Source organism: Erwinia sp. S38 (assembly GCF_016624545.1).
GTDB classification, from domain to species: domain Bacteria; phylum Pseudomonadota; class Gammaproteobacteria; order Enterobacterales; family Enterobacteriaceae; genus Erwinia; species Erwinia coffeiphila.
The window spans coordinates 72,358-98,623 of sequence record NZ_JACVTS010000020.1 but is presented as its reverse complement, the minus strand read 5'-3'; the positions used below and the strand labels follow the sequence as shown (position 1 = coordinate 98,623).

General features: G+C 55.9%; 17 protein-coding genes and 1 pseudogene. 10 read left to right on the top strand and 8 right to left on the bottom strand.

From position 1 onward, the window contains the following. Positions 1 to 4: 4 nt before the first annotated feature. The 6 genes and pseudogenes from IBT46_RS20310 (at position 5) to IBT46_RS20285 (ending at position 4,735) form a co-directional block, all read left to right on the top strand. Positions 5 to 667 carry an amino acid ABC transporter permease gene (locus IBT46_RS20310; protein WP_200547148.1) on the top strand — a complete coding sequence of 221 codons (663 nt, stop codon included), beginning with the start codon at positions 5 to 7 and terminating at the stop codon, positions 665 to 667. Beyond that, positions 664 to 1,302: an amino acid ABC transporter permease gene (locus IBT46_RS20305; RefSeq protein ID WP_105593057.1), complete on the top strand. Its 639-nt coding sequence runs from the start codon at positions 664 to 666 to the stop codon at positions 1,300 to 1,302. Before IBT46_RS20310 ends, IBT46_RS20305 begins: the two co-directional genes overlap by 4 nt. 1 nt (position 1,303) lies before the next feature. Continuing rightward, positions 1,304 to 2,119 (top strand): amino acid ABC transporter ATP-binding protein, encoded by an 816-nt coding sequence (locus IBT46_RS20300; protein ID WP_200547147.1) that lies wholly within the window; start codon positions 1,304 to 1,306, stop codon positions 2,117 to 2,119. A gap of 46 nt (positions 2,120 to 2,165) precedes the next feature. Further along, positions 2,166 to 3,405, top strand: a pseudogene (locus IBT46_RS20295) (M20 family metallo-hydrolase). Continuing rightward, on the top strand, positions 3,365 to 4,063 hold the full coding sequence (locus tag IBT46_RS20290; RefSeq protein ID WP_172606598.1) for a DUF1989 domain-containing protein: 699 nt from the start codon (positions 3,365 to 3,367) through the stop codon (positions 4,061 to 4,063). The pseudogene IBT46_RS20295 and the gene IBT46_RS20290 overlap by 41 nt, the downstream one beginning before the upstream one ends. 81 nt (positions 4,064 to 4,144) lie before the next feature. Continuing rightward, positions 4,145 to 4,735 carry a cupin domain-containing protein gene (locus IBT46_RS20285; protein WP_105593055.1) on the top strand — a complete coding sequence of 197 codons (591 nt, stop codon included), beginning with the start codon at positions 4,145 to 4,147 and terminating at the stop codon, positions 4,733 to 4,735. 221 nt (positions 4,736 to 4,956) lie between these two features. Here the strand turns inward: IBT46_RS20285 and IBT46_RS20280 are convergent, their stop codons facing one another. The 8 genes from IBT46_RS20280 to IBT46_RS20245 form a co-directional block, all read right to left on the bottom strand. After that, entirely contained in the window at positions 4,957 to 6,102 is a 1,146-nt protein-coding gene (locus IBT46_RS20280; protein WP_200547146.1) for a glycosyltransferase family 9 protein, read from the bottom strand. A gap of 384 nt (positions 6,103 to 6,486) precedes the next feature. Next, complete coding sequence (locus tag IBT46_RS20275) at positions 6,487 to 6,756, bottom strand: hypothetical protein (RefSeq protein ID WP_200547145.1); 270 nt, start codon at positions 6,754 to 6,756, stop codon at positions 6,487 to 6,489. A 20-nt stretch (positions 6,757 to 6,776) separates the two neighbouring features. Next, on the bottom strand, positions 6,777 to 7,067 hold the full coding sequence (locus IBT46_RS20270) for a hypothetical protein (protein ID WP_200547144.1): 291 nt from the start codon (positions 7,065 to 7,067) through the stop codon (positions 6,777 to 6,779). 335 nt (positions 7,068 to 7,402) lie between these two features. Further along, positions 7,403 to 8,074 carry a hypothetical protein gene (locus IBT46_RS27390; RefSeq protein ID WP_234480214.1) on the bottom strand — a complete coding sequence of 224 codons (672 nt, stop codon included), beginning with the start codon at positions 8,072 to 8,074 and terminating at the stop codon, positions 7,403 to 7,405. 253 nt (positions 8,075 to 8,327) lie between these two features. Further along, on the bottom strand, positions 8,328 to 8,576 hold the full coding sequence (locus IBT46_RS20260) for a hypothetical protein (RefSeq protein WP_200547143.1): 249 nt from the start codon (positions 8,574 to 8,576) through the stop codon (positions 8,328 to 8,330). Continuing rightward, positions 8,573 to 18,775, bottom strand: coding sequence for a hemagglutinin repeat-containing protein (locus tag IBT46_RS20255; RefSeq protein ID WP_200547142.1), 10,203 nt, complete (start codon positions 18,773 to 18,775; stop codon positions 8,573 to 8,575). Before IBT46_RS20255 ends, IBT46_RS20260 begins: the two co-directional genes overlap by 4 nt. Positions 18,776 to 18,855: 80 nt before the next feature. Then, positions 18,856 to 20,571 (bottom strand): ShlB/FhaC/HecB family hemolysin secretion/activation protein, encoded by a 1,716-nt coding sequence (locus tag IBT46_RS20250; RefSeq protein WP_200547141.1) that lies wholly within the window; start codon positions 20,569 to 20,571, stop codon positions 18,856 to 18,858. Between the two features lie 228 nt (positions 20,572 to 20,799). Continuing rightward, positions 20,800 to 21,669, bottom strand: coding sequence for an AraC family transcriptional regulator (locus IBT46_RS20245; RefSeq protein WP_105593052.1), 870 nt, complete (start codon positions 21,667 to 21,669; stop codon positions 20,800 to 20,802). A gap of 706 nt (positions 21,670 to 22,375) precedes the next feature. Between IBT46_RS20245 and IBT46_RS20240 the strand changes: the two genes are divergently transcribed. The 4 genes from IBT46_RS20240 to IBT46_RS20225 are packed head-to-tail and all read left to right on the top strand — an operon-like array spanning position 22,376 to position 26,239. Continuing rightward, on the top strand, positions 22,376 to 23,785 hold the full coding sequence (locus IBT46_RS20240; protein WP_200547140.1) for a sugar porter family MFS transporter: 1,410 nt from the start codon (positions 22,376 to 22,378) through the stop codon (positions 23,783 to 23,785). Positions 23,786 to 23,809: 24 nt separating this feature from the next. Further along, positions 23,810 to 24,823, top strand: a complete 1,014-nt coding sequence (locus IBT46_RS20235; RefSeq protein WP_200547139.1) for a Gfo/Idh/MocA family protein — start codon at positions 23,810 to 23,812, stop codon at positions 24,821 to 24,823. Between the two features lie 24 nt (positions 24,824 to 24,847). Further along, positions 24,848 to 25,276 carry a PTS sugar transporter subunit IIA gene (locus IBT46_RS20230; protein WP_200547138.1) on the top strand — a complete coding sequence of 143 codons (429 nt, stop codon included), beginning with the start codon at positions 24,848 to 24,850 and terminating at the stop codon, positions 25,274 to 25,276. Positions 25,277 to 25,297: 21 nt separating this feature from the next. Continuing rightward, positions 25,298 to 26,239: a sugar phosphate isomerase/epimerase gene (locus IBT46_RS20225; protein ID WP_105593048.1), complete on the top strand. Its 942-nt coding sequence runs from the start codon at positions 25,298 to 25,300 to the stop codon at positions 26,237 to 26,239. Positions 26,240 to 26,266: the final 27 nt, after the last annotated feature.

Below are 26,266 nucleotides of genomic sequence, written 5' to 3'. Positions count from 1 at the left end.
AGTGATGATGGGCGAATTTCTTCCGCTGCTGACCTCGTGGCTGCCGATGCTGTTTAACGGCGCGGTGACCACGGCCTCGCTGTGCATCGTGGCGATCGTGGCCGGTTTTGCCGTCGGCGTGGTGATTTATCTGATGGAAAACGGCCGTTCACCGGTCGGCAGAGCTTTCGCCCGTCTCTATATCAGTCTGTTTCGCGGCACGCCGGTGCTGGCGCAGGTTTTACTCTGCTTCTACCTGCCCGGCGAGCTGGGGCTGTCGCTGCCGGGCTATATGGCAGCGGTGCTGGCCCTGACGTTCAATACCGCCGCCTACCAGTCGCAGATTTTGCGCAGCGGCTTTGAGGCTATCCCCCCAGGGCAGCTGGAAGCCGCGGCGATCTGCGGGCTCAGCCCGCGCCAGACGCTGTGGCATATCCAGATCCCGCAGGTGCTGCGGCTGACGATGCCGTCGCTGATATCCGAGCTGATCGACGTGATTAAGGCGTCGGCGGTGGTATCGGTGATTGCGATTACCGACCTGATGCGGGTGGGACAGCAGCTGGCCTCCGCCACCTACCGCCCGTTAGAAGTGTATATCGCTATCGCCCTCTCCTACCTGGTGCTGACCAGCCTGCTGGCACTGCTGGGGAGCTATGTTGAACGGCGCTGGAACAGGGAGAACCGATGAACGATTTCATCCTTTATCTGCCGGACTTCGCCCGTGCGCTGGGCGTGACGCTGGCGATCAGCCTGAGCGCCGCACTGATCGGTGCCTGTGGCGGGTTTATCCTGCAGGCCGTGGGCAGCCTCAGCCGCTGGCTGTTCTGGCCGTGGCGTGCGTACGTCTGGCTGATCCGTGGTACGCCGTATCTGGCGCAGCTGGCGGTGTTCTACTTCGGCCTGCCCGCCGTGGGCATCACACTGAGCGCCGTGGAGGCGACGGTGATTTCACTGGCGATCTACAGCTCGGCCTACTTCGGCGAGATCTTCCGTACCGCCTGGCAGAGCATTGGCCGTGGCCAGCTCGAGGCGGCGCAGGTTCACGATATTTCCGCCTGGCAGAGCTTCTGGCATATCCAGGCTCCGCAGGCGCTGCGGTTCAGCCTGCCGCTGCTGGGTAACCAGTTCATTCTGACCATTAAAGAGAGCGCAGTGGCTTCGATTATTACCGTACCGGAGCTGACCATGACCACCGGGCAGATCGTCGCCAGTACCTATACCTACATCGTGCCTTACACCCTGCTGATCCTCAGCTACTGGCTGCTGGCGCAGGGTGTCAGCGTGGGCGTGCGGCTGCTCGGCCGTCAGGCAACAGAGGGATAAGATGATGAGTAACGGACCGATTTTAGAATTACGCAACGTCGGCAAATCGTTTGGCAGCAACCGGGTACTGGCGGGCATCAATCTGGCGGTCAATGCCGGGGAGATCGTCACCCTGATTGGCCCTTCCGGCTCGGGCAAGACGACCGCGCTGCGCTGCATGAATTTTCTGGAAGCCTACGACGAAGGCGAGATCCTGATTAAAGGCCAGCTGCTGGGCTACAGCGGCACCGGCCGGGAACCGAAACATCGCGACGGTGCCGGGCTGATTGCCGACGTGCGCCGCCCGCTGGCGATGGTGTTTCAGCAGTTCAATCTGTGGCCGCATCTAACGGTGCTGGAGAACGTCTGCGCGCCGCTGGTGCTGGGCAAAAAGATGTCGCGCGATGACGCCCGCAAAAAAGCGACGGCGGCGCTGGCGCAGGTCGGCATGCTGGAGAAAGCGCAGGCACGCCCGGCACGCCTTTCCGGCGGCCAGCAGCAGCGAGTGGGTATTGCCCGCGCGCTGGCGCTGGAGCCGGAGCTGCTGCTGCTGGATGAACCCACCTCAGCGCTGGACCCGGAACGCGTGGAAGAGGTGCTGGATGTGATTAAAGCACTGGCGAACAACGGCATGACGATGGTGATGGTGACGCACGAGATGTCGTTCGCCGCCAAAATTTCCTCCCGCGTGGTGTTTATGGCCGACGGCTCGGTCATTGAGAGCGGCGCGCCCGCCACGCTGTTCCGCCAGCCGCAGACCGAACGCCTGAAATCGTTCCTTGCGCCGTGGTTTAAGCGCCCGCTACAGCTGGATGATGCGGAGGCCACCCATGCCTGATGCTATCGCGCTGCGCGCCGCTAATGCCATCAGCCAGCAGCGGCTGATGGACCGACTCGCGCAGCTGGCCCGCTTCGGCGCACTGGAGAACGGCGGCGTTGACCGCCAGGCGCTGTCGGAAGCTGAACTGGATGCCAGATCCTGGCTGATTGACTGGGCCTGCACCCTCGGCTGCGAGGTGTTTACCGATGCCTGCGCCAACCTGTTTATCCGCCGCGCGGGCCGCGAAGATCTGCCGCCGGTGGTCACCGGCAGTCATATTGATACTCAACCCGGGGGCGGCAACCTCGATGGCTGCTACGGCGTGATGGCCGGGATGGAGTGCCTGAGCGCGCTGGCGGCAGCCGGGATTGAGACGCTGCGCCCGATTGAAGTCGCGGTGTGGATGAATGAAGAAGGTAGCCGTTTTGCGCCCGGCGCGATGGGCTCCAGCGCTTTCGTACAGCCGGAACGACTGACGGATTACCTCAGCCATCAGGATGCGCAGGGCATCACGCTAGGCGAGGCGCTGACCCGCTGTCATCAGCGTTTCCCCGCACTGCCGCACCGCAGCGCCGTGCCAATGGCCGCGTTTATCGAACTGCATATCGAGCAGGGACCGGTGCTGGAGCAGGCCGGACTGCCGCTGGCGGTGGTACAGGGCATTCAGGGCGTACGCTGGTATCAGGTGACCTGCCTCGGGCAGGCGGCCCACGCCGGCACCACACCGATGGCCGACCGCCAGGATGCGATGACCCTCGCTCGCCGTATCGTCAGCCAGCTGGAGCAGCGTGCAGAAGCACTGCCGAAAGACGAGCTGCGCCTGACGTTCGCCCGCTGGGAAGTGGAACCCAACGCGATCAACACCATCGCCGGACGGGTGACTTTTACCCTCGATTTCCGCCATGCCGACCCTGAGGTGCTGGCCGAGTTTGACCGCTGGATGCAGCAGATTGCCGCCGATAACGTGCAGTTGGCCTGCGTATTCAATAACCCGCCCGTAGCGTTTCATTCGCAGCTGCTGGCACAGCAGTTCGCCTGCAGCGACGCGCTGAATATCGCGACGGCAACGCTGACCTCCGGGGCATTTCACGATGCGATGCACCTGGCCAGCCACTGCCCGACCAGCATGTTTTTCGTTCCCAGCCATAAAGGCATCAGCCACAACCCGGCTGAGTACACCGACCCTCAGTATCTGTACCTTGGCGCAAAAGCACTTGCCTGCTGCCTGACAGAACTGGCCAATCAAACGACAGGAGTTACCCCATGAGCACCCATACCTATCCTTCCTGCTGCGACAAAGATAACGGCAGCGCGCTGGGCACCAACGCCACTATCGGCGAGCCGATTTCCGCAGACGGCACGCCGGTTATCGGCGAACTGTACACCGTCCCTGCCCGCTGTGGCCGCGCGGTACGCTTGAGCAAGGGGCAGGTTATTCGCATCATTAACACCCCGGGCAGCCAGGTGTGCGATACCTGGCTGTTTAACAGCGCGGATTTAAGCGAGTTCTCTTCGATGGAGCATACCCGCGCCTTTATCAATAAAATCATCCCGCAGCCGGGCGATGTGCTGGTGACGAATCAGCGCCGCGCCATCGGCACCCTGCTGACCGATACCTCGCCGGGCGTGCACGACACGATGATTGCCGCCTGCGATCTGTATCGTTACAGCAATATGGGCATCACCGAGTATCATGACAGCTGCGCGGATAACATGCGCCTTGCGCTGAACGCCATCGGACTGCGCGCGCGCGAAGTGCCGCAGCCGCTGAACCTGTGGATGAACACGCCGGTTAACCCGGATTACACCATCTCCTGGCTGCCAACGGTCAGCAAATCCGGTGATTACGTAGAGATCCGCGCCGAACTGGACTGCATCGTGGTGATGTCGGCCTGCCCGCAGGATATCGTGCCGATCAACGGCTTGAACCCGCAGGAAGTCCACTTTAGCGTGACCGAATAACCGGCCTGTTTGGCCAGTGCAACAGTGCCCGGCCGCAGAATGCCGGGCGTTTACGGATTGAAGGGTTGCAGATAAACACTTATGAAAAAAAACGGCGATAGCGGTGGCTTTGTTTTACCTGATTTGGGCATGCGCCTGCGCCATGCGCGTTTAGCGCAGGAGATTACACTGAAGCAGCTGGCGCTGAAGGTCGGCTGTTCGGAAAGTTTGCTCTCCAAGCTGGAGAATGACGTGGCCTCGCCTTCGCTGGCGATGCTGCACCGGCTGGCCAGCGCGCTGGAAACCAATATTTCCGATCTGATGGCCGAGAGCTGGGTGGCGGATTCCCCGGTACTAAAGCCCGATCAGCGCCAGCGCAAACGCTTTGTTGCCCGCAACAAAAAGGGCGGCATTGAGCTGGAGAACCTGACCCATCACCATAAAGGCAGCCTGCTGCAGGGCAATATTCATATTATCGAACCGGGCGTGGCCAGCGACGGGCAGATTGAGCACCACGGCGAAGAGATGGGCTACGTGCTGGAAGGCGAAATCGAGCTGGCTTTAGGCGAGCAAACATACACCCTTACCGCCGGAGATTCATTTTATTTCCCCAGCAACGTACCGCACGGCTATCGCAACAGCGGGAAGTCGGTGGCGAAGGTGCTGTGGGTGAATACGCCGGTGACGTTCTGATTGGAGATCCGCAATAACCGTAATGTGATCCTATGCTTATAAATGACAGTGAATAAATCGTCATGCTGGTTCTTTAGTCTCATTGAGCCAGCGCCGACTCTGCAAATCCCAGCGTGTTATTTTGCAATAGAAATGGCATTAAACCAACCTGCTAATAAATTTAATGCCATGAAATATAATAACAAACATCACTAAAAGCACATTTTTTAATGTACTTTAACCTATAACAAACCCCTTCGATTTATCTCATGTAATATCAACTCAGGAACGCAATCAACATCTGATATTTTCCTTTTATTCACAATGATCTGGCTAGCATTTTCATATGCTGGAGCCCAAAGATCATTGTTGTCAACGACATTTTTATAAACAGATATTATTGATTTATCCCATGCTGCGGAAATATGTACAATTGAGGTGTCTGGAGATATAATCAAATCGGCCTCATGGACTAATGCCATGACGTGATGTATCGACATAAATGGATTTATGACTGCATTGACAGGAAGCGATATAGTAATCTCCTGTCGATGATCGAGTATAACAAGTCTGACATCGTTTTTTTCTTTAATAATTAAATCAATTATTTCTGATAGTTGACATTGAGAAAAATCCCTTTCTAAACTTCCAGTAAAAGCATTAACAATAACAATCTGACCATCACCAAAAGAATTTAAGAACGCTTTCACTTCGTTCGTAACAGACTCAGGGATATGTAAATCATAGGAACGCCTTTTTATTATTTTTAGCCCTATAACTTCAGCAGCAAGAGATATAGCTTCTGTTACATGTTCCTTTCCATTCTTAAACGAAATGGATTTACTATAGTGATTAATGCAGCCCCACTTATTAAATCCTAGCACGAAATTAGGATTAATATCTTTAAAAAGCCTCATGCGGTGGACAGGTATATCGAACAAACAAAGATCAATGACCAAATCGTAGCGGTTTTTATTCAATTGTTTAATTGTCGAAACATCGACAGTATGATTAAATTTCTTTAAGAAAGCCTCAGTATTACAATCATCCGCTTTATAGATGGTTCTGATGTAGGGATTATATTTTACGGCGGCACAGCTTGATTTTGTAACTAATAAATCAACAGTATAGCCGGATTCATAAAGGCACTTTATCAGTGGAGTCGAAACCACTACATCGCCAACTGTGCCCTCATTGCGCAGAAGCAGTATAGTTTTAACGGAATTTATATTAAACTCGTTTTTTAACCATTTATCCCATAATATTTTAGCCACGTATATCTTTACATTAAGCTTTAGCTTTTTAAAGTAATAATTCCGCCTTCTGTTCCATTCCCTTATTTTTTTGAATCGCCCTGTTGAAATGGAAATTTCCAAACTCTTACTCATAACAGCCTCCATGTCCTTTGAAAAAAAATCCATTAACATACTATGGAAAAGCATAACAGAATAATCAATTAATCGACAAGATCAAGAATATTAACAATCTTCATAATAATCTAACTATTATCATTTATTTACACTCATAACCTTATCGCATTGATATTTTTACACCCTTCACACGAAGAGGGATCATAACAAACAAAAGTCCGTGTATAAATATTTTTCGCTTCGAAAATCCAGAGCGGTTTTTTAGTCAACAGCATGCATGAATTAAGTCACTTTAATTCATTCCGTACGAAGGAATGGAGCCGGTGTGACAACCTGTAAGGATGATTACAGATATATTTAATGACAAAAAACTCAACGGGTAATGCGAAGAGAGCATTAAGGTTAAACTAAAGAGCTGCACATTTTAGTCAAGGCACGCGTAACGAGGTTAGCATTCAAGCCACCAAGCTGTCTCAGACCGCTGACCTGCTGCTTCTCGCTTTCACTCAGCTCCGCCGGCTTTTTACCCGGGAACAGTTTATCGGTGATAACCCGGGCTGCCAGCTCACCGCCGCCTGCGCCCACGCCACCGGCCAGCGCTGACTGGTTATTCAGTTCGGCGGTAACGGCACCCAGTACCGCGTGTGCCATCGCATTGGCGGCTGTGTTCACCTGACCATCCGGCCCGGTGGTCAGCTTCTTGATTTCCGTCGCCAGATACGGCGATGCGCCGCTGCCAGGCTATTCCCTGCCAGTGCCGTCAGCGCTCCCGTCACTGCCTGCATCGCCTTCTGCACGTTACTGCCTGTGCCCCACTCTGCCTGCGCATTGTTATACGCCTGCTGCGCCACCGCTGCGTCCGCCACGTCCCGGCCGTTATTCCGGCTCTGGCTCAACAGCTGCTCACGCGCTGCCGCCAGCTTCGCCGGATCTTTCTGCGCCTCCAGCGCCGCCATCTCTCCCTGCGTCCGCGCGATATCCATCGCCTGCATCCCCAGCTCGCCGATCAGCTGCGCTTCCTTCAGGCGTTTCTGCTCTTTCTCTTTGTTAAAGATCGGATTAATTATTTAAAAATCAAAATCATATTTTTCGATAGTAAAAAAACCATATAATCAAGCCTATCCATATCCCGGCAAGCCCTACTTTAAAATAGTTAAGCAATCTACCATAAAAAAAATAAGCTATATTTTCTCCATTTCCAATCCAATACCCGAACAAACTTGATAACATTGCCATAACAAAAAAACAATAAAAGTGGCGAAACACAAATAAAGTAATGCTATAAAAGATTTATATTTCCATCTCATTATTTATCCCCTCATTTATCTTTTAATGCCTCATTTACTCCCTCTGTGAGACCTCCTGAAATCACAGAATTCCCGCTATTACTAAATATTGAAGGTATAGAACTTTGTGGAACTGGCTTGGTTATCGTCCAAACACCTGTTGGAACCCAGTCATATTGCTTTGATACTGGGTTAAATATTTTATCAGCTTGAACCTTAAGAACATTCCCAGCAGCATAACCCGCTGCTGTACCAGATTTACTCAGTATTGCAGCCATAAAAGGATCATCTCCTTTTATTTCAGCTGAGTAGTAACCACCTGCAGCATTCCACGTCACTGTCGGATTATAAGTTTTACCAGCCGTGATGGCTCCAATAACACCTGCACCTATCACATCGGAAAGTCTTACTTCACCTGTGGTTCCATACTGTATAACCGCACTGCCAGTAGCCGACGCCCCTGCCGCAATTAACAACACTTTCCTCTGAGTGACACTGTTCGTAATAATAGCTTTTCCGCCCATCACCGCTACAGGCCAGGAAGTAGGTGTCAGTATTACATCCATAATCCGATCGCCTGTCGTTATATTATCCTGCAGGAATTTTAGATCAGAACCATTAAGATATTTCACTAAAGCTGCGGCATCAGGATCTTTCAACTTGTCGCTCAGCCTTATCTGATGCTTATTTTCATCCAGAGCCACATTAGTATCCGCCTGAACCATTTACTCCCAGGTGACACATTTAACTCCGCCACCTGTGCAGGCTTCAACCAGTTCCTTACTGTTTTTATTACTGATGTCGATATATTTCTCGACAACCTTATTACAGTCACCACCAGATGCTTTGCAAGCCTGCATCTCTATATCAAGCTGTCGTGATTCTTTCTCACTCAGATAGTTATTCTCAACTGTATCAAAACCCCAACCATTAGAGTTGGTTGGGATTCCAAAAAAATCACTCCGAGTTGAAAGGTGGTTTTTTACGAGCTTTATATTTATCTATCAGGTTAAAAAATATTGCAGCTAATGTAATTGCTGCACCTGCAATGATGCTTTTAATCACATTACTAACAATACCCTCATACGATATATATAACTCACCTATTTTAATTAAGCTAACCCCAGCCCTAACAGCCAAACCGAGCAAGAAAAAGGTCATAGAAAAATACAGGAACAACGCAATATATTTAAATATATTTTTCATTGTTTATCATCCTCCTGTTTTTTAAGGATGTCTTTACTTGCATCATTTACTGACTCATATATGAATGCGCCTCCGATATCATAAATGAATCCAGGCAATTCCTTACCTACCAACGAATTAACACCCCCCGGAGCTAATTCACCAAATATTCCCCCAGCCCAAGCCCCGGCAGCAGAACTGCCCACAGCACTTACATCTGGCCCATCAGTGAATACTGTGCCTCCTGCAGCTATCCCGACGTTCTGCCAGACGCCACGTCCCGGTGCCAGCGCACCTGTAATCCCAGCGGATATACTTCCTGTATAGTCCCAGCTATTATTTTCATTACCTGATTCATTCAGGTTAAACCATTGATACGTGCCATTAGCGATTTCCGCAATCACTGCTCCACCCACTACTTTACCTGCCGAGGCCGCTGGCCCCAGATAAGCAGCACCCACTATCAGCACACCATCTTTATATCCATTCACGATGACTTTGGTGATATTCGCACCTTCAGGCAAATCCCCCTTCACCAGTTTATCTAGCCCGGCCTGAGTTTGTTCCGGTGTCAAATTATTGTCTTGAGCATACTGGCTCCATGAGGCAACCGCCTGACCATAATTCATCATCCCGGCAGGCAGACTCAGCGTATTATTCTCAACCGCATTCTTCCCAGCCTGACCACCGGTTACCGCTCCGGAGATATCCCCTGACGCCACTCCGCCTGCAATCCCAGCCGCAAGCTGACTCAGGCCGCTGACCTGCTGCTTCTCGCTTTCAGTCAGCTCCGACGGCTGTTTACCCGGGAACAGCTTCTCCATAATGAAACGGGCCGTCAGCTCACCGCCGCCTGCGCCCACGCCACCTGCCAGCGCTGACTGGTTATTCAGTTCGGCGGTAACGGCACCCAGTACCGCGTGTGCCATCGCATTGGCGGCAACGTTGTCCTCGCCGATGCGTTTCTTGATTTCCGTCGCCAGATACGGCGATGCGCCGCTCGCCAGTGCGCCCGCCAGGTTATTCCCTGCCAGTGCCGTCAGCGCTCCCGTCACTGCCTGCATCGCCTTCTGCACGTTACTGCCTGTGCCCCACTCTGCCTGCGCATTGTTATACGCCTGCTGCGCCACCGCTGCGTCGGTGATGTTTCCGTCGCCGGGCTTATGTTTACTCTCCAGCTCCGCCCGCGCTGCCGCCAGCTTCGCCGGATCTTTCTGCGCCTCCAGCGCCGCTATCTCTCCCTGCGACCGCGCGATATCCATCGCCTGCATCCCCAGCTCACCGATCAGCTGCGCTTCCTTCAGGCGTTTCTGCTCTTTCTCTTTGTTAAAGATCGCACTGATGCTGTCGTCGTTGGCGTGCTCCACGTCCCGGTTCAGCTCGGCAATATCCTGCTGCTGATGCTCTCCGTCGCGGACAGTCAGCTGACCGTCGCTGACCGCGGCCTGCGTGGTGCCAGCCGCATGGCCGCTGTTGTTCGCACCGGACAGCATTCCACCTGCCATATTGGTCAGCAGGTCTTTGCCCACCGGGCCACCGGTGCTCAGCGAACCGCCGCTGTGCTCCGCGCTGAAGTCCGCCCGGTTGTCGATATCGCTCCAGCCCAGCGTACCGGTGTCCAGGCTGTTTTTTGCTTTATCCGCCGTGCTGGCAATCACCGTACCGTCAAGCTGCGTGTGCTTACCCACCGTAATCTGATAGCCGCCGTCACCGGCAAACAGCCCGGTCTGCTCGTTCACGCTGTCGAAGTTACTGTGCAGCTTGTCCCGGCTGGCGCTGACATAGCCCGAGCCGGTCATTGAACCAAACGTAAAACTGCCGCCCGCACTGACATTCTGCTGCTTCGCGTCGTAGCGATCGCTGTCCTGCTCGCTTTGCAGCGTCAGGTCACGGCCCACGTCGGCGGTAATTTTCTCGCCGCTGACCTGTGCGCCCTTCAGCGTGGTGTCGCGCCCGCTGGTCAGGCTGATGCCGCCGCCCGCATCCAGCGTGGTTTCAGTATGCGTCAGGCCGTGGCCTTTTTCATGACCTTTACCGGCATTAACGCTGGCGGAAACACTGATACCGTATCCGCCAGCTCCCGCGCCGATACCCACGCCCACGCTGCCGCCTTTGCTGCTGTTCTTACCTTCGGTGCGTTCGGTGTTTTGCGCCGACAGCAGGTTAATATCCCGCGCGGCGTCCAGCGTCATCCCGCCGCCCGCCTTCAGCGCGCTGCCGCTGAGGGTGATATCGCCGCTTCCGCCGGTTTGGTTTTTCCCGGTGGCGTTAATCGACAGGTTCTGCCCGGCAGTCAGCGTGCTGCCCTGCGACTGGCGGCTTTCGCTATGCGTTTCGCTTTTCGACGACTGGCTGCCGTAAGATGCGCTGATCCCCACGGTATTAGTGGCACCCTGCGCTGCGCCGTTGTCGCCTGATTGCAGACCGGCTGCGGCGTTGCTGGCATTCGCGGCTTCAGTCACCAGCCCGTCCCGCTCCAGCGCCTGTGCCGCCTGCACGCCGGAGAGTGCAGCCTGAGTATTTTGTAGCGCACTGAGCCTTCCGTCGCTCTCCTTCCTCGCCTGTTTCGCGGTACTGACCGCCGTGTTCAGCGCACTGCCTGCCGTTCCCGACAGCGCCACGCTCAGCCCGCTCTGCTTCGTTTCAAACGTCTCATTACGCGTGCGCTGGTCGTAGCCCGGATCGATCTGCACGCTGTCGCCGCTCAGGGTCAGATCTTTCCCCGCTACCAGATCGGCACCGCCGATATGCAGCTTATCGCCCGCCGTAATGCTGACGTTACCCTGGCTGCTGCCCACCGTGCTGACGCTCTGGCTCTGGGTGGTGCCTTTCTCATCGAGCTCATGGCGCGTGGACTGTTTACCGATGCTGAAGCCAATGCCGCCGCTGCCCAACAGTCCTCTTTTTTTCTTCTCCTTCAGCAGGTAGTGGGATTCACTTTCCGTGGCGGCGCGGATATCCACGTTGTTACCGGCCTGCAGGGTCACGTCATGGTCGGCTGCAATCGCCGAACCGCTGACCGTTACATCCTTCCCGGCGACCACGCTGACCGTGTCGCCGCTCAGCAAGGTGCCCTGCTCACGCGTCACACGATCGTTCTGCACCGTATGGGTGGTGGATTTTTTCAGGAATCTTTTTTTCTGCGAGTGCGATTCAACGTATTCCGACTGCTGCTTCGTGGCGCTGTCGAGCAGCACATCGTTCTTCGCCTGTAGCGCAATGCCCCCTTTTTCACTGTGCAGCGTACTGCCGGTGGCGGTGATATCGCCCTCACGCGCAATAACGGTGACGCCATCACGCCCGCTGAAGGTGCTTCCCGTGACCTCATCGCGCGAAGAGTCCACCACGCGGCTGCTTTTGGATTTCCCGCCGCCCCGTCGTTCGCTGTCCAGATCCTGCGTCTGCTGATGCGCTTCTTTAATGGTCACATCGTTGGCGCTTAATCCAATGTTGCCCGCCGTGCTGTCAACCTGTGCGCCTGCGGCCAGCAGCGTGTTACCCGCATGCAGGCTCACGCCTTTGTCGCCGCTCAGCGTGCTGAGCAGCAGGCGTTCCTCTTCACGACTGTTGCTGACCGATGTGGTACGCGCTCCGGCCTCCAGCTGCGTTTTATTACTGGTGCTGTCCGCCAGCAGTTTGATATCGCCGCCCGCCTGCACGCCAAGCTGCTCTCCGGCTTTAACCTGGCTGCCCTGCAGGGTGATATCCTGCCCGGCCTGAAGGCTGAGGTTGCCCCCGGCACTGAGCTGGCTACCCTGCGCCTGCTGCCATTCGCCGCTGACCTGCGCCATACGCTTACCGGCCTCTTCCGTCACGCCGGTATTACGATTGCCCATCGCCCCGGAGATCACCGCCAGGCTGGCGGTGTGGCTGCTTTTCGCTGCCGAGATATCCAGACTGTTGCGCGCATTAAGGCTGAGGTTCTGCGTGGCATCCAGCTTCGCGCCCTGCAGGCTGATGTCGCTACCGCTCAAAGAGATATCCCCGGCGCTCATCGTTGCCTGGCGCAGGGCATCCTGCAGATTGGTGCTTATCGACAGACTGTCGGCCTGCACGTTGATGCTGTCGGCTTTTATCTCTCCGCCCTGATGGCGGAAGTCTGTCGCATCAATGCTGAGCGCCCGATCGGCGAACAGGTTGCCCGCGTTCTGCACGCTGTCGGCGGAAAGTTGCAGATTCCCCCCGGCAATCAGCGCGCCATCACCGGTCAGCCGCAGGGTGTTCTGCGCCAGGTACACTTTTGGAACCCATACCGTTTGCGGGCCGCTGGCGGTCTGTACGGTTTCACTGACCAGCCAGACGATATCCTGCTGAAGTGCCGAGATCTGCTCCGGCGTCAGCGCCACGCCCGGGACCAGACTAAACGCCTCCGCCACCTTCACGCCGTTATTCATCAGCTGCTGGTACTGCTCCATGGCGTCTTCGCCCCGGACCGATGCGCGGCCTGTCAGCTTCAGCACCTGCTCCCGCACCAGGCGCTGCTCATAGAAGCCGTCGCCCAGCCGTTTTTGTACCCGGGACGGGTCGTAGCCCACCCGCTCCAGCATGTAGTCACTGCTGATAAATTTGCTGCGGCTGGTAAAACGCTCGTCGGTGACGATCAGGAACGGAGAGCCAGCGGCAGTATCCTGGCGGAACAACCCGTTATTCGGTATTGAGGTCGCAACGTCACCCAGGTGCTGTTTTTCGGTGAGTGCCAGTTCAGCAGGCAGCAGCGGCCGCCCGGGGAAGGTTATCGTCTCCGATGGCTTGCTGCCCGGCGCAAGCTGCGTTTCCCCCTCCTGGCGGCCTGCTCCTTCAACCTCAAAGGCCAGCGGATTGCGCTGCCACTCGGCGCGTTCGGCTTCCGCCGCCTTCAGCGCCGCTTCCACGCTGCTAATCTGCGCCTGATTGACCGTGGTGTTGCTGATGCTGGCACCGCTGATGGTGACGTTACCGTTGCCGGTAATGATGCCGTCAATAGTGGTCAGCGCCGTCGTTTCATCACGATTGAAAGTGGGATACCAGTGTTTGGTATTACGATCGTAGTGGTCAACGATGTATTCCTGGCGGCGTTCGTTAACCGAATAGCCTTTATTTTCCACCGTCCCGCCGCCGCCGATAGACAGATTGCCGTTGGCGGAAATGGTGCTGGCATCGTTCAGCAGCCTGTCGGTGATATGCAGTGCCATACTGCCGCCCGCCAGGATACGTGCGCCGGTGCCTTCCGAGATCAGCCTGTCGCGCGATGCGGTGCCGGTAACGGAACGCTCGCGGAGGTTGTTGTAATCGTCTACAAACGGCGCATCAAAGATGTCCAGATGCCTTTCAGGGTCCCATTGTTCAAGACGCCCGCGATCGTGTTCACGCCAGAACGTATTGTGATAGGGCGTCGGAACGTCGTTTTGCCGGAATCCACGCGTTTCATAAAACGTCATGTCATAGCTGCCGTCCGCATGTGGGATGAGGGAAAGGTAATTCACCCACATATCAGTCACAGCGCCTTTATCGTACTTAACCCGGACTTTTGCCCGCTTTCCTGTAGCATCAATCTCTAGTAGTGTGCCGTACGGGCTATTTTTTACCGCGTCCTCATTCTGGAAGGTCATCTGCTGTGTCGTCGGTGTCATCGTGTTTTTATCGGTGCCGACTTCCGATCCATACGATCGCCAGTAGTAGTTATACCGATGCCACTTGTATTCGCTTTTCTCCGCGTCGCGCTCAATTTCCAGCCCTTCACGCAGATTCTCCAGACGGCGGGCCTCGATCGTGATATCACCATCGGCCTCGATAAAGCTGGCGCGGTTTTCGATCAGATCGCCGCTGCCAAGATGCAGACGATCTCCGCTGTAGATCAGCGATCCGTCGCGGTTAGTAACGCGCTGCGTCGCCTGCAGATCCAGATCCTGCACGGCGGCGATCGCTGCCGCCTCGCCGTGGTTATCGACGATCCGGCCATGGATCGTTATCTCATCGCCCATCACCGCAGCCGCGTTATCCAGAGTGTCGACGTTCAGCGTCATCCGGTTGGCCTCCAGTCGCCCGCCGTTGACCAGCATGCCGGTTGTCAGCCGCAGCACTTTCCCCACCAGCGATCCGCGGTTGGTCAGATGCGTACTGTTAAGGGTCAGGCTGCCGGGCAGCAGCCAGTCAGTGAGGTTGGTCATCACACCGGCCACGGTCAGCGTGACTACCGTGTTGCTGTTCAGGGTATCGCCTGTGCGATGGGTATAGTCCGTTTGTACTGCCAGCGTCAGGGCCTGCTGACTTTGCAGCATGCCGCCCTGATTGTTCAGCGTGCGGGTATTGAGGTGCAGCGTATTGCCGCTTTGAATGGCGCCGCCCTGGTTGAGTAGCGCAAGGGCAGAAGCCACGGCACGGGCATTAAAACTGAGTGCGCCGTTAGCCAGAATACGCCCCTGGCGATTATCCAGCGTATTCAGCCCACTGAATGTCATCGCACCGGCGCTTTGCAGCCGACCAGCGGTGTTATCCAGTGCCTGCACGGTGAGCGTCGTCAGCGCGCTGCCCAGCAGCAGGCCACCGTCGCGGTTGTTCAGCCGCTCCGCCTGCACGCTCAGTGCATCCTGGCTGCTGACCGTTCCTGCTGCGCTGTTATCCAGCTGTGCGGTATGAAGGGCCAGGGCTCCGGTGGAAACCAGCTGCCCGCTCTGATTACTGACCTGCGTGGCGGTCAGCGTCAGCGCATTGCCGCTGTGGATCTTACCCTGGCGGTTATTCAGCGTTTCAACGCGGTAAATACCACGGCCCTGGCTAATCACCGTGCCATCGGTATTTTCCAGCCGCACGACGGTCATTTCCATGCCGCCACGACTGCTGAATACGCCCTTGCGGTTATCGATCTGGCCTGCGGTAATGTGCTGATCGCCGTTGCTGCGGATGGCTCCGGCGGCATTGGCGATCTCGCCGAAAATGCGCAAAGCCAGCTGCTGCTGACTGTCTATCGCCCCGTCGCCGTTCAGCAGGGACTGTGCCACCAGCGTCAGGCTTTCGCCGCTTTGCAGCTGGCCCGAACGGTTATCAAGCCCCTCGCCCAGCATCAGCATCATCTGCTGCTGGCTGTAGAGCAGGCCGCTCTGGCGGTTATCCACTTCCCGTGCGGATACGGTCAGCCGCTCACCCGCCAGCAGCTGCCCACCGGCGTTATTCAGCCGACCAGCCGCGGTGGCATTCTCTCCCTGCACGCTCAGCTGCCCGCCCGCGCTGATTTTCCCCGCACGGTTAACGATATCCCGGGTGATTTGCAGCGCCAGCCCGGCGGCGGACTGCATCATGCCCAGTTCGTTGTTCAGGCTGGTTGCGACAAGCGTGGCATCCTGCTGGCTTTGTACGCTGCCCTGATGATTATCGAAGGTGCCGCTGCCGGTCAGCGTGCCGTTATGGTTATTCCACTCCCCCGTCAGTGCCAGCGACAGCGCCTGCTGGCTGAACACCACGCCCTGCTGGCGGTTGCTGAGCTGGCCACCGGTCAGGGAAAGCGAGCCGCCGCTTTGCAGTGAACCGCCGTCATTATTCAAGCCGCTGCCTGCACCGCCCTGCCAGCCCAGCGCACGCTGCGCCGTCAGCCGCCCGGCCTGATTCAGCACATCGCCCGACGTGCTGAGCTGAAGATCGCCGCCGGACTGCAATCTGCCACCGCGATTATCAAGGCGGGCAGCGGCTGCGATAACGGCGGTTCCCCCCTGCGCAGTCCCCTTGCGGTTATCCCACTCTCCGCCGCTGCTGACCGACAGCCGTTCACCCGCCTCAAGCAGTCCACCGGTGTTATCCAGCGCCTGTTGTGCGTTCAGTTTAAGATCCTGCTGCGCGACGATCCGGCCTTCGGCGTTATTAAATCGCTGCGCCGCCAGATCCAGCTGTTTTCCGGCGGCCAGCAGCCCGAGGGTATTTTGCAGCACCTGGCGGGCCTCCAGCGTCAGCGAGTGCTGGCCGATAATCCGCCCGTTGCTATTGTCGATCCGCCCGGCAATCAGCCTGAGCGTTTCACCGCCGATTTCGCCGTCGCGATTATCCAGCGCCTGACGGGCATTCAGCGTCAGCCGCTGGCCGGAGAGCAGCCTGCCGCCCGCGTTATCAATATTTTGTGCAGATACGCTCAGCTCGGTTTCGCCCTGCGCCGTACCGGCCTGATTGTGCCAGTCGCCTTCCGTGGTGATGATTAATCTGCCGCCCGCGCCAATCATCCCCTGCCGGTTATCGAGGTCCTGCTGTGAGGCCAGGTTCAGATCGCCCTGGCTGATGACGCTGCCCTGCGCGTTGTGCAGCTGCTGCATCGTCATCTTCAGCTCGCCGCCGTTCAGAGTACCGCCACGGTTATCGATCGCGCCTGCGGTATTCAGCGTCAGGCGTTTTCCCGCCAGCAGCTGACCGGCGGCATTATCAATATCACCCCCGGCACTGACGGAAAGCGCCGCCTGACTGACGAGGGTGCCGTTCTGGTTTATCAGGCGCGAAGCATCAAGTGCCAGATCGCCATTGCTGCCCAGTTCACCACGGGTGTTATTGAGATTCCCGGCGATCTGCCAGTGTTGCGCGGTGCCATCCAGGGAAACCAGCCGCCCGTACTGGTTAATCAGGCTGCCACTGTTCAATGCCAGCCGCTGCGCTTCGATCGTGCCGTGGCTGTTGTCCAGCGTGCCGCTGATCGTAAAGCGGCTTTCCGCGCTTGCCGACTGCGACCAGGCACCCTCGTGGTTCAGCAGGTTGCGGGCGCTGATATCCCAGCGCCCGGCTTTCACCTGCGACTGCTGCGCCTCTATATTTCCCGTTGTCCTGATGTCCAGGCTGCCGCTGTCGATCTTCGCCTGGCGGATTGCCACGCTGCCGCTTTTCGCCGCTATCGTGGCGTGGCGGGCAGCGAGCTGGCTCTGGCTGGTATCGACCTGCCGCGCGCTCAGACTGACCTCTTTTTTACTCAGCAGGCTGCCGCTGGCGCGGATATCCCCCTGGCTGTTTAAAATCAAATCCGCCGCCTGCACCAGCTGACTGTTGGCATTACTGCCCGCCAGCAGATGCCCGCTGCTGGTGACATTACCGCCCGCTTTAAGGTACACATCCCCGGCGGCGGCCAGCGTGCCGGACTGGCGGATATCGCCTCCACGGCTTTCGACGGTCAGCGTACCGCCGCTGTGCAGTTTGCCGTGATGCTCAATGCTGTCCTGCGCGGTTAGCGTGATGTTGCCAGCAGCCTGCGTGAACGCCTCCTGCTTGCCCGGCTGCCACACCAGACGCCCGGCGCTGCTGACGGTCAGGGTGTTTCCCGCCTGCAAATGCCCGCCCTGATTCCGCACGCCAACGCCAGTTTCAGTACCCATCATGCGGATTTGCCCGCTGTACATGCCGCCCATCTGGCCCATATCGATGGCCAGCTCGGGCTTTGCACCGCCGCCGGAAATCGGCTGTACCGACTTGCCGTCGGCGCTGATGCGGTTGCGGCCGGCAATCACCGCCAGTTCATCGTTAGCCCAGATGCCGGCATTGACCTCAACCGCACGGGCAAGGAGATCGACGTAGCCTGTGTCGTGACGGGCATCGCCATTCAGGCCGCCGCCTTCAATGCGGAGCGTGCCGCGCTCAACCTGATAGCCGGAGATCGCTCCGCTGGCATCCCGCTGTGGTTTACCGGTAGTCAGCGTCATTCGCCCGGCGTTGATGGTGCCGCAGCCGCTGCAGACGATCCCCGACGGGTTGGCAACAATGACCTGAGCACGCCCGCCCGCGACTTCCAGAAAACCACGCAGCTGGCTGGGATTATTGCTGTTCACCTCGTTGAGGATCACGCGTGCAGGCGCATTGCCCGGCTTCAGATTCGGGTTACCCTGGATCATCCCGGCCAGCTGCGTGGAGGTCATCAGCGATGAGTTGTTGAGGATCGCGCCATTCCGATCGACATCAAACTGCGTGAACTGGTTGTGCGAGACGCCCGCCTGATTCGGCGCAGTAATGTTGACCTGCGACAGCCCGTTCTGGGTGGCAATCACCTGCGGACGCAGGCCGGGAGCCGCGCTGCCGTCGGCCACGATCCCACCGGCGATGGCAGGCCCGGCGACGATAGCCAGCCCCAGCATCCACACCGCACGGCGAACGGTCACCCACAGCCGGGGCGCACCGTTGCCCCGGCTCTGCCCCGGTTCGGTACTGCAGCTGCGGGCCAGCTCGGAAACCACCCGCAGCTCTCCGTGAGTGCGGCTGAAGATAAGGCGATAGCAATGTTTATTCATGATTTTCGTCCGTGAAAAAAGCCAGTCCGTTTGGTGCCGCCGTGGCGTTTCCTGCCGGCGGTAAAGGATAATCAGCGGTGTCAGATTTCCAGGTTCAGGCTAAAACCCGCCGTAGCGCCTGAGGTGTGGAAGCTGTCCGCTTTATACAGCGGCACGCCGGCAAACAGGTCGTAGCTGAACCGCTGCCACAGCGATCCCCGCACGCCAAGGGCGCTGCCCGCCAGCTGGTGTCCCACCAGATAGCGGGTGCCGGGTCCGTTTACGCGCCCGTAGTCCGCGGCCAGGTACAGCTCCTGCCCCTGTGCCAGCACGTTCCACGCCAGCTCGTTGCGCCACAGAAATCCCTTCTCGCCGGAGAGCATCTGCTCGCCGTCAAAGCCGCGTACCGTGTAGCGCCCGGCAATGGCCATGCGTTCCTGCGGCGTCAGTGCGTTGCTGCTCCACTGGCCGCGCACCGCGGTGTAGTAGCGCCACGGCTGTTCCGCCAGTGCGAAAGGCTGATTAAGACTGAGATCCGCCAGCAGGATGCCGGTACGGGCGCTGCCGCTGTGAGTGAGTTCTTCCGGGGCGCGCTTCGCGCCCAATGCGCCCGTGCCGCGATGCCAGTTGATATTGGCATCCAGCGTGCTGTCGCCGAGGTAGCTGTGCTGATTAACGCCAATTTCCCAACCGGCGGTGCGGCGGCTCTGTTGATCCATATTGATGCCGTCGACCGCATTGGTGGAACGCTTGCGCCAGCCGCGCAGATTCAGCGTGGTTTTGTGCGACTGATTACGAAAAATCAGCCGCGACAGGGTCAGCTGGGCATTGTTACTTTTGCCGCTGTAGGTCAGCACCTCGTTGGCGTTAGGGATATTCTGGTGGTAGGTATAGTTGTTGTAGTTGGCCGACAGCGCCCAGTATCCAAACGGGAAAAAGTAGTTCAGGGCATGAGAATGGTTGCCAAACGGCCCGTGTTCAAACAGGTCTTTGCCCGTATTCACGTAGAACAAGTCGTTCTGGGCAAAGGGAGCATCCACAGCCAGTGTAGCCGATCCCAGGTAGCGGCCGGTGCTTTTCGACCCGCTGTCATCCAGCCCCAGGCTCAAACGTACCGGGCGGCCTTCCTGCCAGTTCACCAGCAGATCGCTGGTTGCATCCTGCTGACCGGGAACGATCTGAATATCGGCGGCGGCGCTGGGAACGCGTTTAAAGTTCTCCAGCCCCTGTTCGATATCACGCAGGTTAAGGATCTCACCGGGGGAGGCCGGAATGGCATTCCACAGCCGACCGCGCCACGAAACGGTATCGTCAAAGCGAACCTGGCCGATACGGCCCGGCTGCAGCGTCAGAGTCAGCACGCCGGTCGTCAGATCCTGCTCCTGCGCCATCACCCGCGTCGTGACATAGCCTGCGGCCAGAATGGCGTTCTGTACCTTGTTTATCGTCAGCACGATACCCTGGCTACCGAGGCAGCGCCCTTTTGCGCCCTTTGCGGCATTCAGCGCCCAGCCAAAACGATCGGCGGAATCCCCGATCAGGCGCAGGCTGTTGATAATAAAGCAGGGAGACTCATTTTGCGGATAATCGGGCAGAGCCACATCCGGGCGGCGCAGCCGGGCATCGGGGTGCGGGGTATTTTCCTCGCGCAGCACGCGCTCGCGCTCCTGCTGGCGTAGCTGTTCCTGCGCATCTATCGAGGCGGCTTCCCGCGCGGGGCTGTTGGGTGAAGCCAATACCGGCGTGACGGCGACGGACAGGCCAAGCCATCCCCATCGAATAAGACGTAATAAACCCTGAGCGCAGTCCTGGCGCATTCCCTGCTCCTTGCGTTGTCGTCCATGCTGGCACCTCGCCTTTCGCTTTCCAAACCAGAAAGCAGGCTGCGATCGTATTAAGGTGCCTGTTCAAAATACTGCAAACCGTAAAATAATATGTCGGGCTACAATACTATTGGAGCCACAGGAGAAAATGCAAATTAAATTGACAGAATATTCAAGCCGTATGGGAATTATTTAATTTACTTTCCAGATGAAGGATAAATATCATGACTTTATCTGCCCCGTCAGCCAGAATTTTTTATAGCGGGCCGGCGGTATGCCAACAAGATTATGAAAGATGCGGTGGAAGTTATTCACATTGTCATAGCCCACCGCATTAGCGACTTCCGTCACGCCTAAATCGGTACTGAGCAGTAGCGTCTGCGCTTCGCCTATTCTCCGCCGGGTTTGATACTGCTTAGGTGAATAGCCTGAATAGGCTTTGAATACGTGTGCCAGATAAAACTGGTTCATATTTAGCGCAGCGGTAATCGATTTAAGGGCAATATCACTTTTATAGCGGCTGTCGATGTAATCTTTAATTCTCTGCCCCAGCAGGGATTCCGAAGTTTCCTTTTCCTGCTTATTGGCAACCCAGATACTGCGGCACAGCAGTAACAGTGCGCTGAGCAATGCCTGGCTGATTTCTTCCCCGTATACGCTTCTGCTGCTAACGTGCTGCCACATCTGTCCGAACATTCCGCAAATCTCGGCGTAAGCCTCACCGCTGGGCATGACCGCAACCTGCGAACGGGCGGTAAGGAAATTAAGCGGCAGCCCGTCAAACTTCAGCTGTTCAACTCCGCAGCTAAAAATCAGCAGATCGTCTGAGGCATGGGGATTTTCATCATGCAGGATGCCGTGGTTAAACAGCAGAATGTCGCCGCGCTTCACGTGATAGCCGCGACCGTCAATGTTGTAAATGCCGCTGCCCTCAGCGATAAACATCAGCTCGAAGCGGTCATCATGCTGGTGCATCACGCGCGGAATGGCGGCCTCCATGCCTTCAGCCTTGCAGACAAAGGCCAGTTTTGGCCGTGTGCCCTGCTCAAAGAAGCGGGAAGAGGACTGTGGGTTGAGGCAGTAGATCTGCATGATGTCTCCAGTGGGTGTGCCGCTATTCTTGCATCATCAATGACGGCAGTAGTCATCATTTTTGCTTTTTATGATTATTTAACCTGTTGAGTTTAAAAGCTTTGAAAATAATCGCCAGTGGCAGAAATGTATAAATTTGCTATCGCTAATTTTGCAGAAAAGGAAACATGATCGCCGTCACATTTTAAATCTGTTCATAAATCACACCGGAGTGAGTCATTTTTAATACAAACGTATAAATAGAGAAAAATCGCTGACGATCTGTCGCTCAAAAATCCCCCACTTTATCCGGTGGAGCGAGGAAATAATTAAAATCATCAAAACGGTATATGTATTAAAGTGAATTTCGAAACATCAATTTCGGCACATCTTCATTCTTGCTTTGTCAATCATGACAATGGTTAATGTGATTAATGTCACTCAAAACGCGCAATATCATGCGCGTTTTATGATCTCCGGCACGTTCTTAAATCTTATCTTTTCGCCCTCATGGTTTTTTATTTTCACTTTGATGTAACGTAACCTCAACGACAGCACTTTCACTACGTAACAACCGGTGAAAATTAGATTCCCACTCTGTCTTTGCATTCAGAAAAGGGTGACTGAATATTTAGCGCCAGCTTTGCGCTATAAAAATTAATTAATCATAACCTAATCGATAATATCGGCTCGTCCCTGTTTTACCTTATAACCAGATGGAACAGTTATGTCTAATATTACAAACCTGCAAAATAATAAACGGATGCGGATGATTACTATCGTCTCGACGATAGGCGGTCTGTGTTTCGGCTATGACACCGGGGTTATTTCCGGCGCATTAATCTTCATGAAATATGATTTAAATCTGACGCCTGCACAAGAAGGATTTATTACCTCATTCCTGCTGTTCGGTGCGGCGTTAGGCTCCTTATTTGGCGGCTATCTTTCCGATAAACAGGGGCGACGCAAAAACCTGCTGTGGGTTGCCGCTATCTTTATGTTTGGTGCACTGGGCACGGCATTTGCCTGGGATGTGCCCTCAATGATTGTGGCGCGCTTTATTCTGGGCCTGGCGGTCGGCTGCGCCTCGGTGACGGTGCCGATTTACATCTCCGAGCTGGCGCGCGCCGATCAGCGTGAGCGGCTGGTGACGGTTAACGAACTGATGATTGTGACCGGGCAATTCCTCGCCTATAGCGTCAACGCCACCATCGTTAATCTTTATCCGGATATGGGCCACAACTGGCGCATCATGCTGGCCATCCCCGCACTACCGGGCGCGCTGCTGTGGATCGGCATGTTAATGATGCCGGAGTCACCGCGCTTCTTTATACGCCGTGGCGAAACCGAAAAAGCCATTAACGTATTAAAGACCCTTCGCGCTCCGGAAGAAGTTGAGCGTGAAATCAGGGAGATCCAACAGGTTATTAAAGCTGATGCGGTGAAGTTTAATCTGTTCGAAGAGCTGAAAAAGCGCTGGGTGGTACAGCTGCTGTTAATCGGCCTGATGATCGTCCTCGCCACTCGCGTGACCGGGATTAATACCATTATGTATTACGCACCGACGGTGCTGAAGTCGACCGGGCTTGGCGATGCGGCAGCGGTGACCGGCGCAGTCGCCAACGGCGTGGTATCGGTACTGGCCACGCTGCTGGGAATGGTACTCATCGGCAAACACTCGCGGCGCAAAATGTTCTTTACCGGCCAGGCGGGCGTCACCATCAGCCTGATCTTAATCGGACTGTCCTTTAAGGTTTTCTTCCACACCGAAACCCTCAACGGCGTTGACACCCTGCACGCGAACTTCGACGGCGCCAGCTACATCATTCTCGGCTTAATGCTGGTGTTCCTGGTCTTTATGCAGGGATGGATTGCCCCGGTGTTCTGGCTGATGCTGGCAGAAATCTATCCGCTGCGGATGCGCGGGGTGGGAATGGGCTTTGCGGTATTCGGCCTGTGGATCTTCGACTTTATTATCCAGCTTATTTTCCCGGTCCTGCTCAGCCAGTACGGCGGCGGAATGACCTTCGGCTTCTTCGCTGTCACGAATATCGTCATGCTGGTTCTGCTGGTGAAATATCTGCCGGAAACGCGCGGGCTGACGTTAGAACAAATCGAGAAAAAGTTTCGTTTTTAACTTAAAGATGTAAAGGGAAATAGAATGACGGTAAAAATCGGTTTAATTGGCCTGGGTATGATCGGCCGCGACCATCTTCAGCGTTTTAACAATGTCATTACCGGCGCGCAGGTCACCGCAGTCTGTGATATTAACCGTGCAGCGGCCGATGCCGTTGCCGCCGAATATCACGCCACGGCGTTTTATGATGCCGACGAGCTGATTAACTCAGACCAGGTTGATGCCATATTTATCTGCTCGATTGGCCCGGTGCATAAAGCGCAGATCCTCTCCGCGTTTAAAGCCGGCAAGCCGGTATTTTGCGAGAAGCCGCTAACGCCAACCGCAGATGAATCGCAGGAAATCATCGCTGCTGAAGTCGCGGCCGGTAAGCGCCTGCTGCAACTGGGCTTTATGCGCCGCTTCGATCCGGGCTATCAGGCTCTGAAGCAGACCATTGACGGCGGTGAGCTGGGTGAAATCATGCTGATCCACTGCGCGCACCGTAACCCGTCGGTACCGGAAAGCTATACGCTGGAAATGGCGGTCAACGACTCGGCCACCCATGAAATCGACATTATTCGCTACCTGCTGAACGAAAATATCGTCTCGGTGCGCGTGGATAAACCACGTAAGAAAACCAGCCGGGCGTATCCGCATCTGCAGGACCCGCTGATTGTGATTTTCGAAACGGAATCCGGCGTGCGCATTGATGATGAGCTGTTCGTTAACTGCAACTACGGCTACGACATTCGCTGTGAAGTGATCGGTGAGAACGCCATCAGCGGCCTGACCGAGCAGGCGCTGACCTACACCCGCTCCCCCAACGGTGTCAGCCGCCATATTTCCCAGTCCTGCATGGAGCGCTTCGCCACCGCTTACGACCGTGAAGTGCAGAACTTTGTCGACAATATTTCCCGCGGCAGCGCCATGACCGGCCCGTCATCGTGGGATGGGTATGTTGTTGCGCTGGTGTGTGATGCCGGTCTGGCATCGCTGAAAGATGGCCAGAAACACGATGTCACTATTCCAGAGTGCCCTGCTCTTTATTTGGCATAACACAGTCAGTGTCAGGAGAACGCCATGTTGAAATTGTCTGAAGAGGTTATTTATCTGGACTGCCAGGCCGCGAATAAAACCGAGGCAATTAAAATCGCTGCGGATGAGCTGGAAAAGGCGGGCTACGTTAAGCCCGGCTTTTTTGAGGCGATGCTGAAGCGGGAAAAAGACGTCTCGACCTGTATCGGCGCGGGCATCTCCTTTCCACACTGTGCCAAAGAACATATCGATCTGGTTAAAAAAACCGGCTTCCTGATTTTCCAGTTTCCAAACGGCGTGAGCTGGGGAGCCGGTCAGGTGGTCTTTATTATGGTCGCCGTAGCGGCGACGAAAAATGAACACGTTCAGGTACTGGCGGATATTGCCGATATGCTGGGGGATGATGCCAATACGTTAATCCTCGCCAGCGCCAAAACTAAACGTGAATTTATTGACCAGTTTGAACAGCATTAATCTTTTTATTAAGGATGTAGCATGAAACTCGCATTATGTACCGATGTTCTGGCCGATCTTTCCTTCCCGGATATGCTGGATAAAGTGAAAGGCTACGGTATTTCCGGCGTGGAAATGACCGCTGGCGGCTGGTCGCCGTGCCCGCATGTGAAAACCGAAGAGCTGCTGGGCTCGCCGGAAAAACTGCGCCAGTTCCAGGCCGAGCTGGCTAAACGCGATATCGAAATCGTGGCGCTGAACTGTTCCGGCAACCCGCTGGCCCCGGGCGAGCTGGGTGAGAAGCACACTCAAAGCAGCTATCGCGCCATTGAGCTGGCGGGCAAGCTGGGCGTGAAAAAGATCGTGATGATGAGCGGCCTGCCGGGCGGCGGACCGGAAGATCGTGTGCCGAACTGGATCACCTCCACCATCTCCTGGCCTGATTACATGCCTGGCGTGATCGACTACCAGTGGAATGAAGTGGCGATCCCATGGTGGAAAAAATTCGTACAGCACGCGAAACAGCACGGGATCGAGAAGATCGCCATTGAAGAGTTCCCGTGCCAGCTGGTGTACAACCCGTCCACGCTGCTGCGCCTGCGTAACGAAGTGGATGAGATGATCGGTATGAACCTCGATCCTTCGCATCTGATTGCTATGGGCGCGGACCCGATCGCAGCGGCACGCAAGCTGGAAGGCGCGATCTTCCACGTTCACGGTAAAGATGCCCGCATCGAGCGCGGCCTGGCGGACGTTGACGGCCTGATGGAGTATCAGCCGGTGACCAATACCAAAACCCGCACCTGGAACTACGTGGCGGTGGGCTGCGGCAAGGATCTGCTGTGGTGGAAGGAGTTCTTCTCGGTGCTGCGGATGACCGGCTACGACGGCTACGTATCGCTGGAGATGGAAGATCTGACCATGAGCGTGGAAGCGGGATTACAGACGTCGATTGATGCGCTGAATGCCACGCTGAGCCGCTAAATCATCGTTATCGGCTCAGGCTTCAAA

What these genes read in the sequence shown, in the direction of transcription:
- IBT46_RS20310 (WP_200547148.1), top strand. Translation starts at nt 5, where the DNA reads ATGATGGGCGAATTTCTTCCGCTGCTGACCTCGTGGCTGCCGATGCTG.
- IBT46_RS20305 (WP_105593057.1), top strand. Translation starts at nt 664, where the DNA reads ATGAACGATTTCATCCTTTATCTGCCGGACTTCGCCCGTGCGCTGGGC.
- IBT46_RS20300 (WP_200547147.1), top strand. Translation starts at nt 1,304, where the DNA reads ATGATGAGTAACGGACCGATTTTAGAATTACGCAACGTCGGCAAATCG.
- IBT46_RS20290 (WP_172606598.1), top strand. Translation starts at nt 3,365, where the DNA reads ATGAGCACCCATACCTATCCTTCCTGCTGCGACAAAGATAACGGCAGC.
- IBT46_RS20285 (WP_105593055.1), top strand. Translation starts at nt 4,145, where the DNA reads ATGAAAAAAAACGGCGATAGCGGTGGCTTTGTTTTACCTGATTTGGGC.
- IBT46_RS20280 (WP_200547146.1), bottom strand. Translation starts at nt 6,102, where the DNA reads ATGAGTAAGAGTTTGGAAATTTCCATTTCAACAGGGCGATTCAAAAAA.
- IBT46_RS20270 (WP_200547144.1), bottom strand. Translation starts at nt 7,067, where the DNA reads ATGGATATCGCGCGGACGCAGGGAGAGATGGCGGCGCTGGAGGCGCAG.
- IBT46_RS20260 (WP_200547143.1), bottom strand. Translation starts at nt 8,576, where the DNA reads ATGAAAAATATATTTAAATATATTGCGTTGTTCCTGTATTTTTCTATG.
- IBT46_RS20255 (WP_200547142.1), bottom strand. Translation starts at nt 18,775, where the DNA reads ATGAATAAACATTGCTATCGCCTTATCTTCAGCCGCACTCACGGAGAG.
- IBT46_RS20250 (WP_200547141.1), bottom strand. Translation starts at nt 20,571, where the DNA reads ATGCGCCAGGACTGCGCTCAGGGTTTATTACGTCTTATTCGATGGGGA.
- IBT46_RS20245 (WP_105593052.1), bottom strand. Translation starts at nt 21,669, where the DNA reads ATGCAGATCTACTGCCTCAACCCACAGTCCTCTTCCCGCTTCTTTGAG.
- IBT46_RS20240 (WP_200547140.1), top strand. Translation starts at nt 22,376, where the DNA reads ATGTCTAATATTACAAACCTGCAAAATAATAAACGGATGCGGATGATT.
- IBT46_RS20235 (WP_200547139.1), top strand. Translation starts at nt 23,810, where the DNA reads ATGACGGTAAAAATCGGTTTAATTGGCCTGGGTATGATCGGCCGCGAC.
- IBT46_RS20230 (WP_200547138.1), top strand. Translation starts at nt 24,848, where the DNA reads ATGTTGAAATTGTCTGAAGAGGTTATTTATCTGGACTGCCAGGCCGCG.
- IBT46_RS20225 (WP_105593048.1), top strand. Translation starts at nt 25,298, where the DNA reads ATGAAACTCGCATTATGTACCGATGTTCTGGCCGATCTTTCCTTCCCG.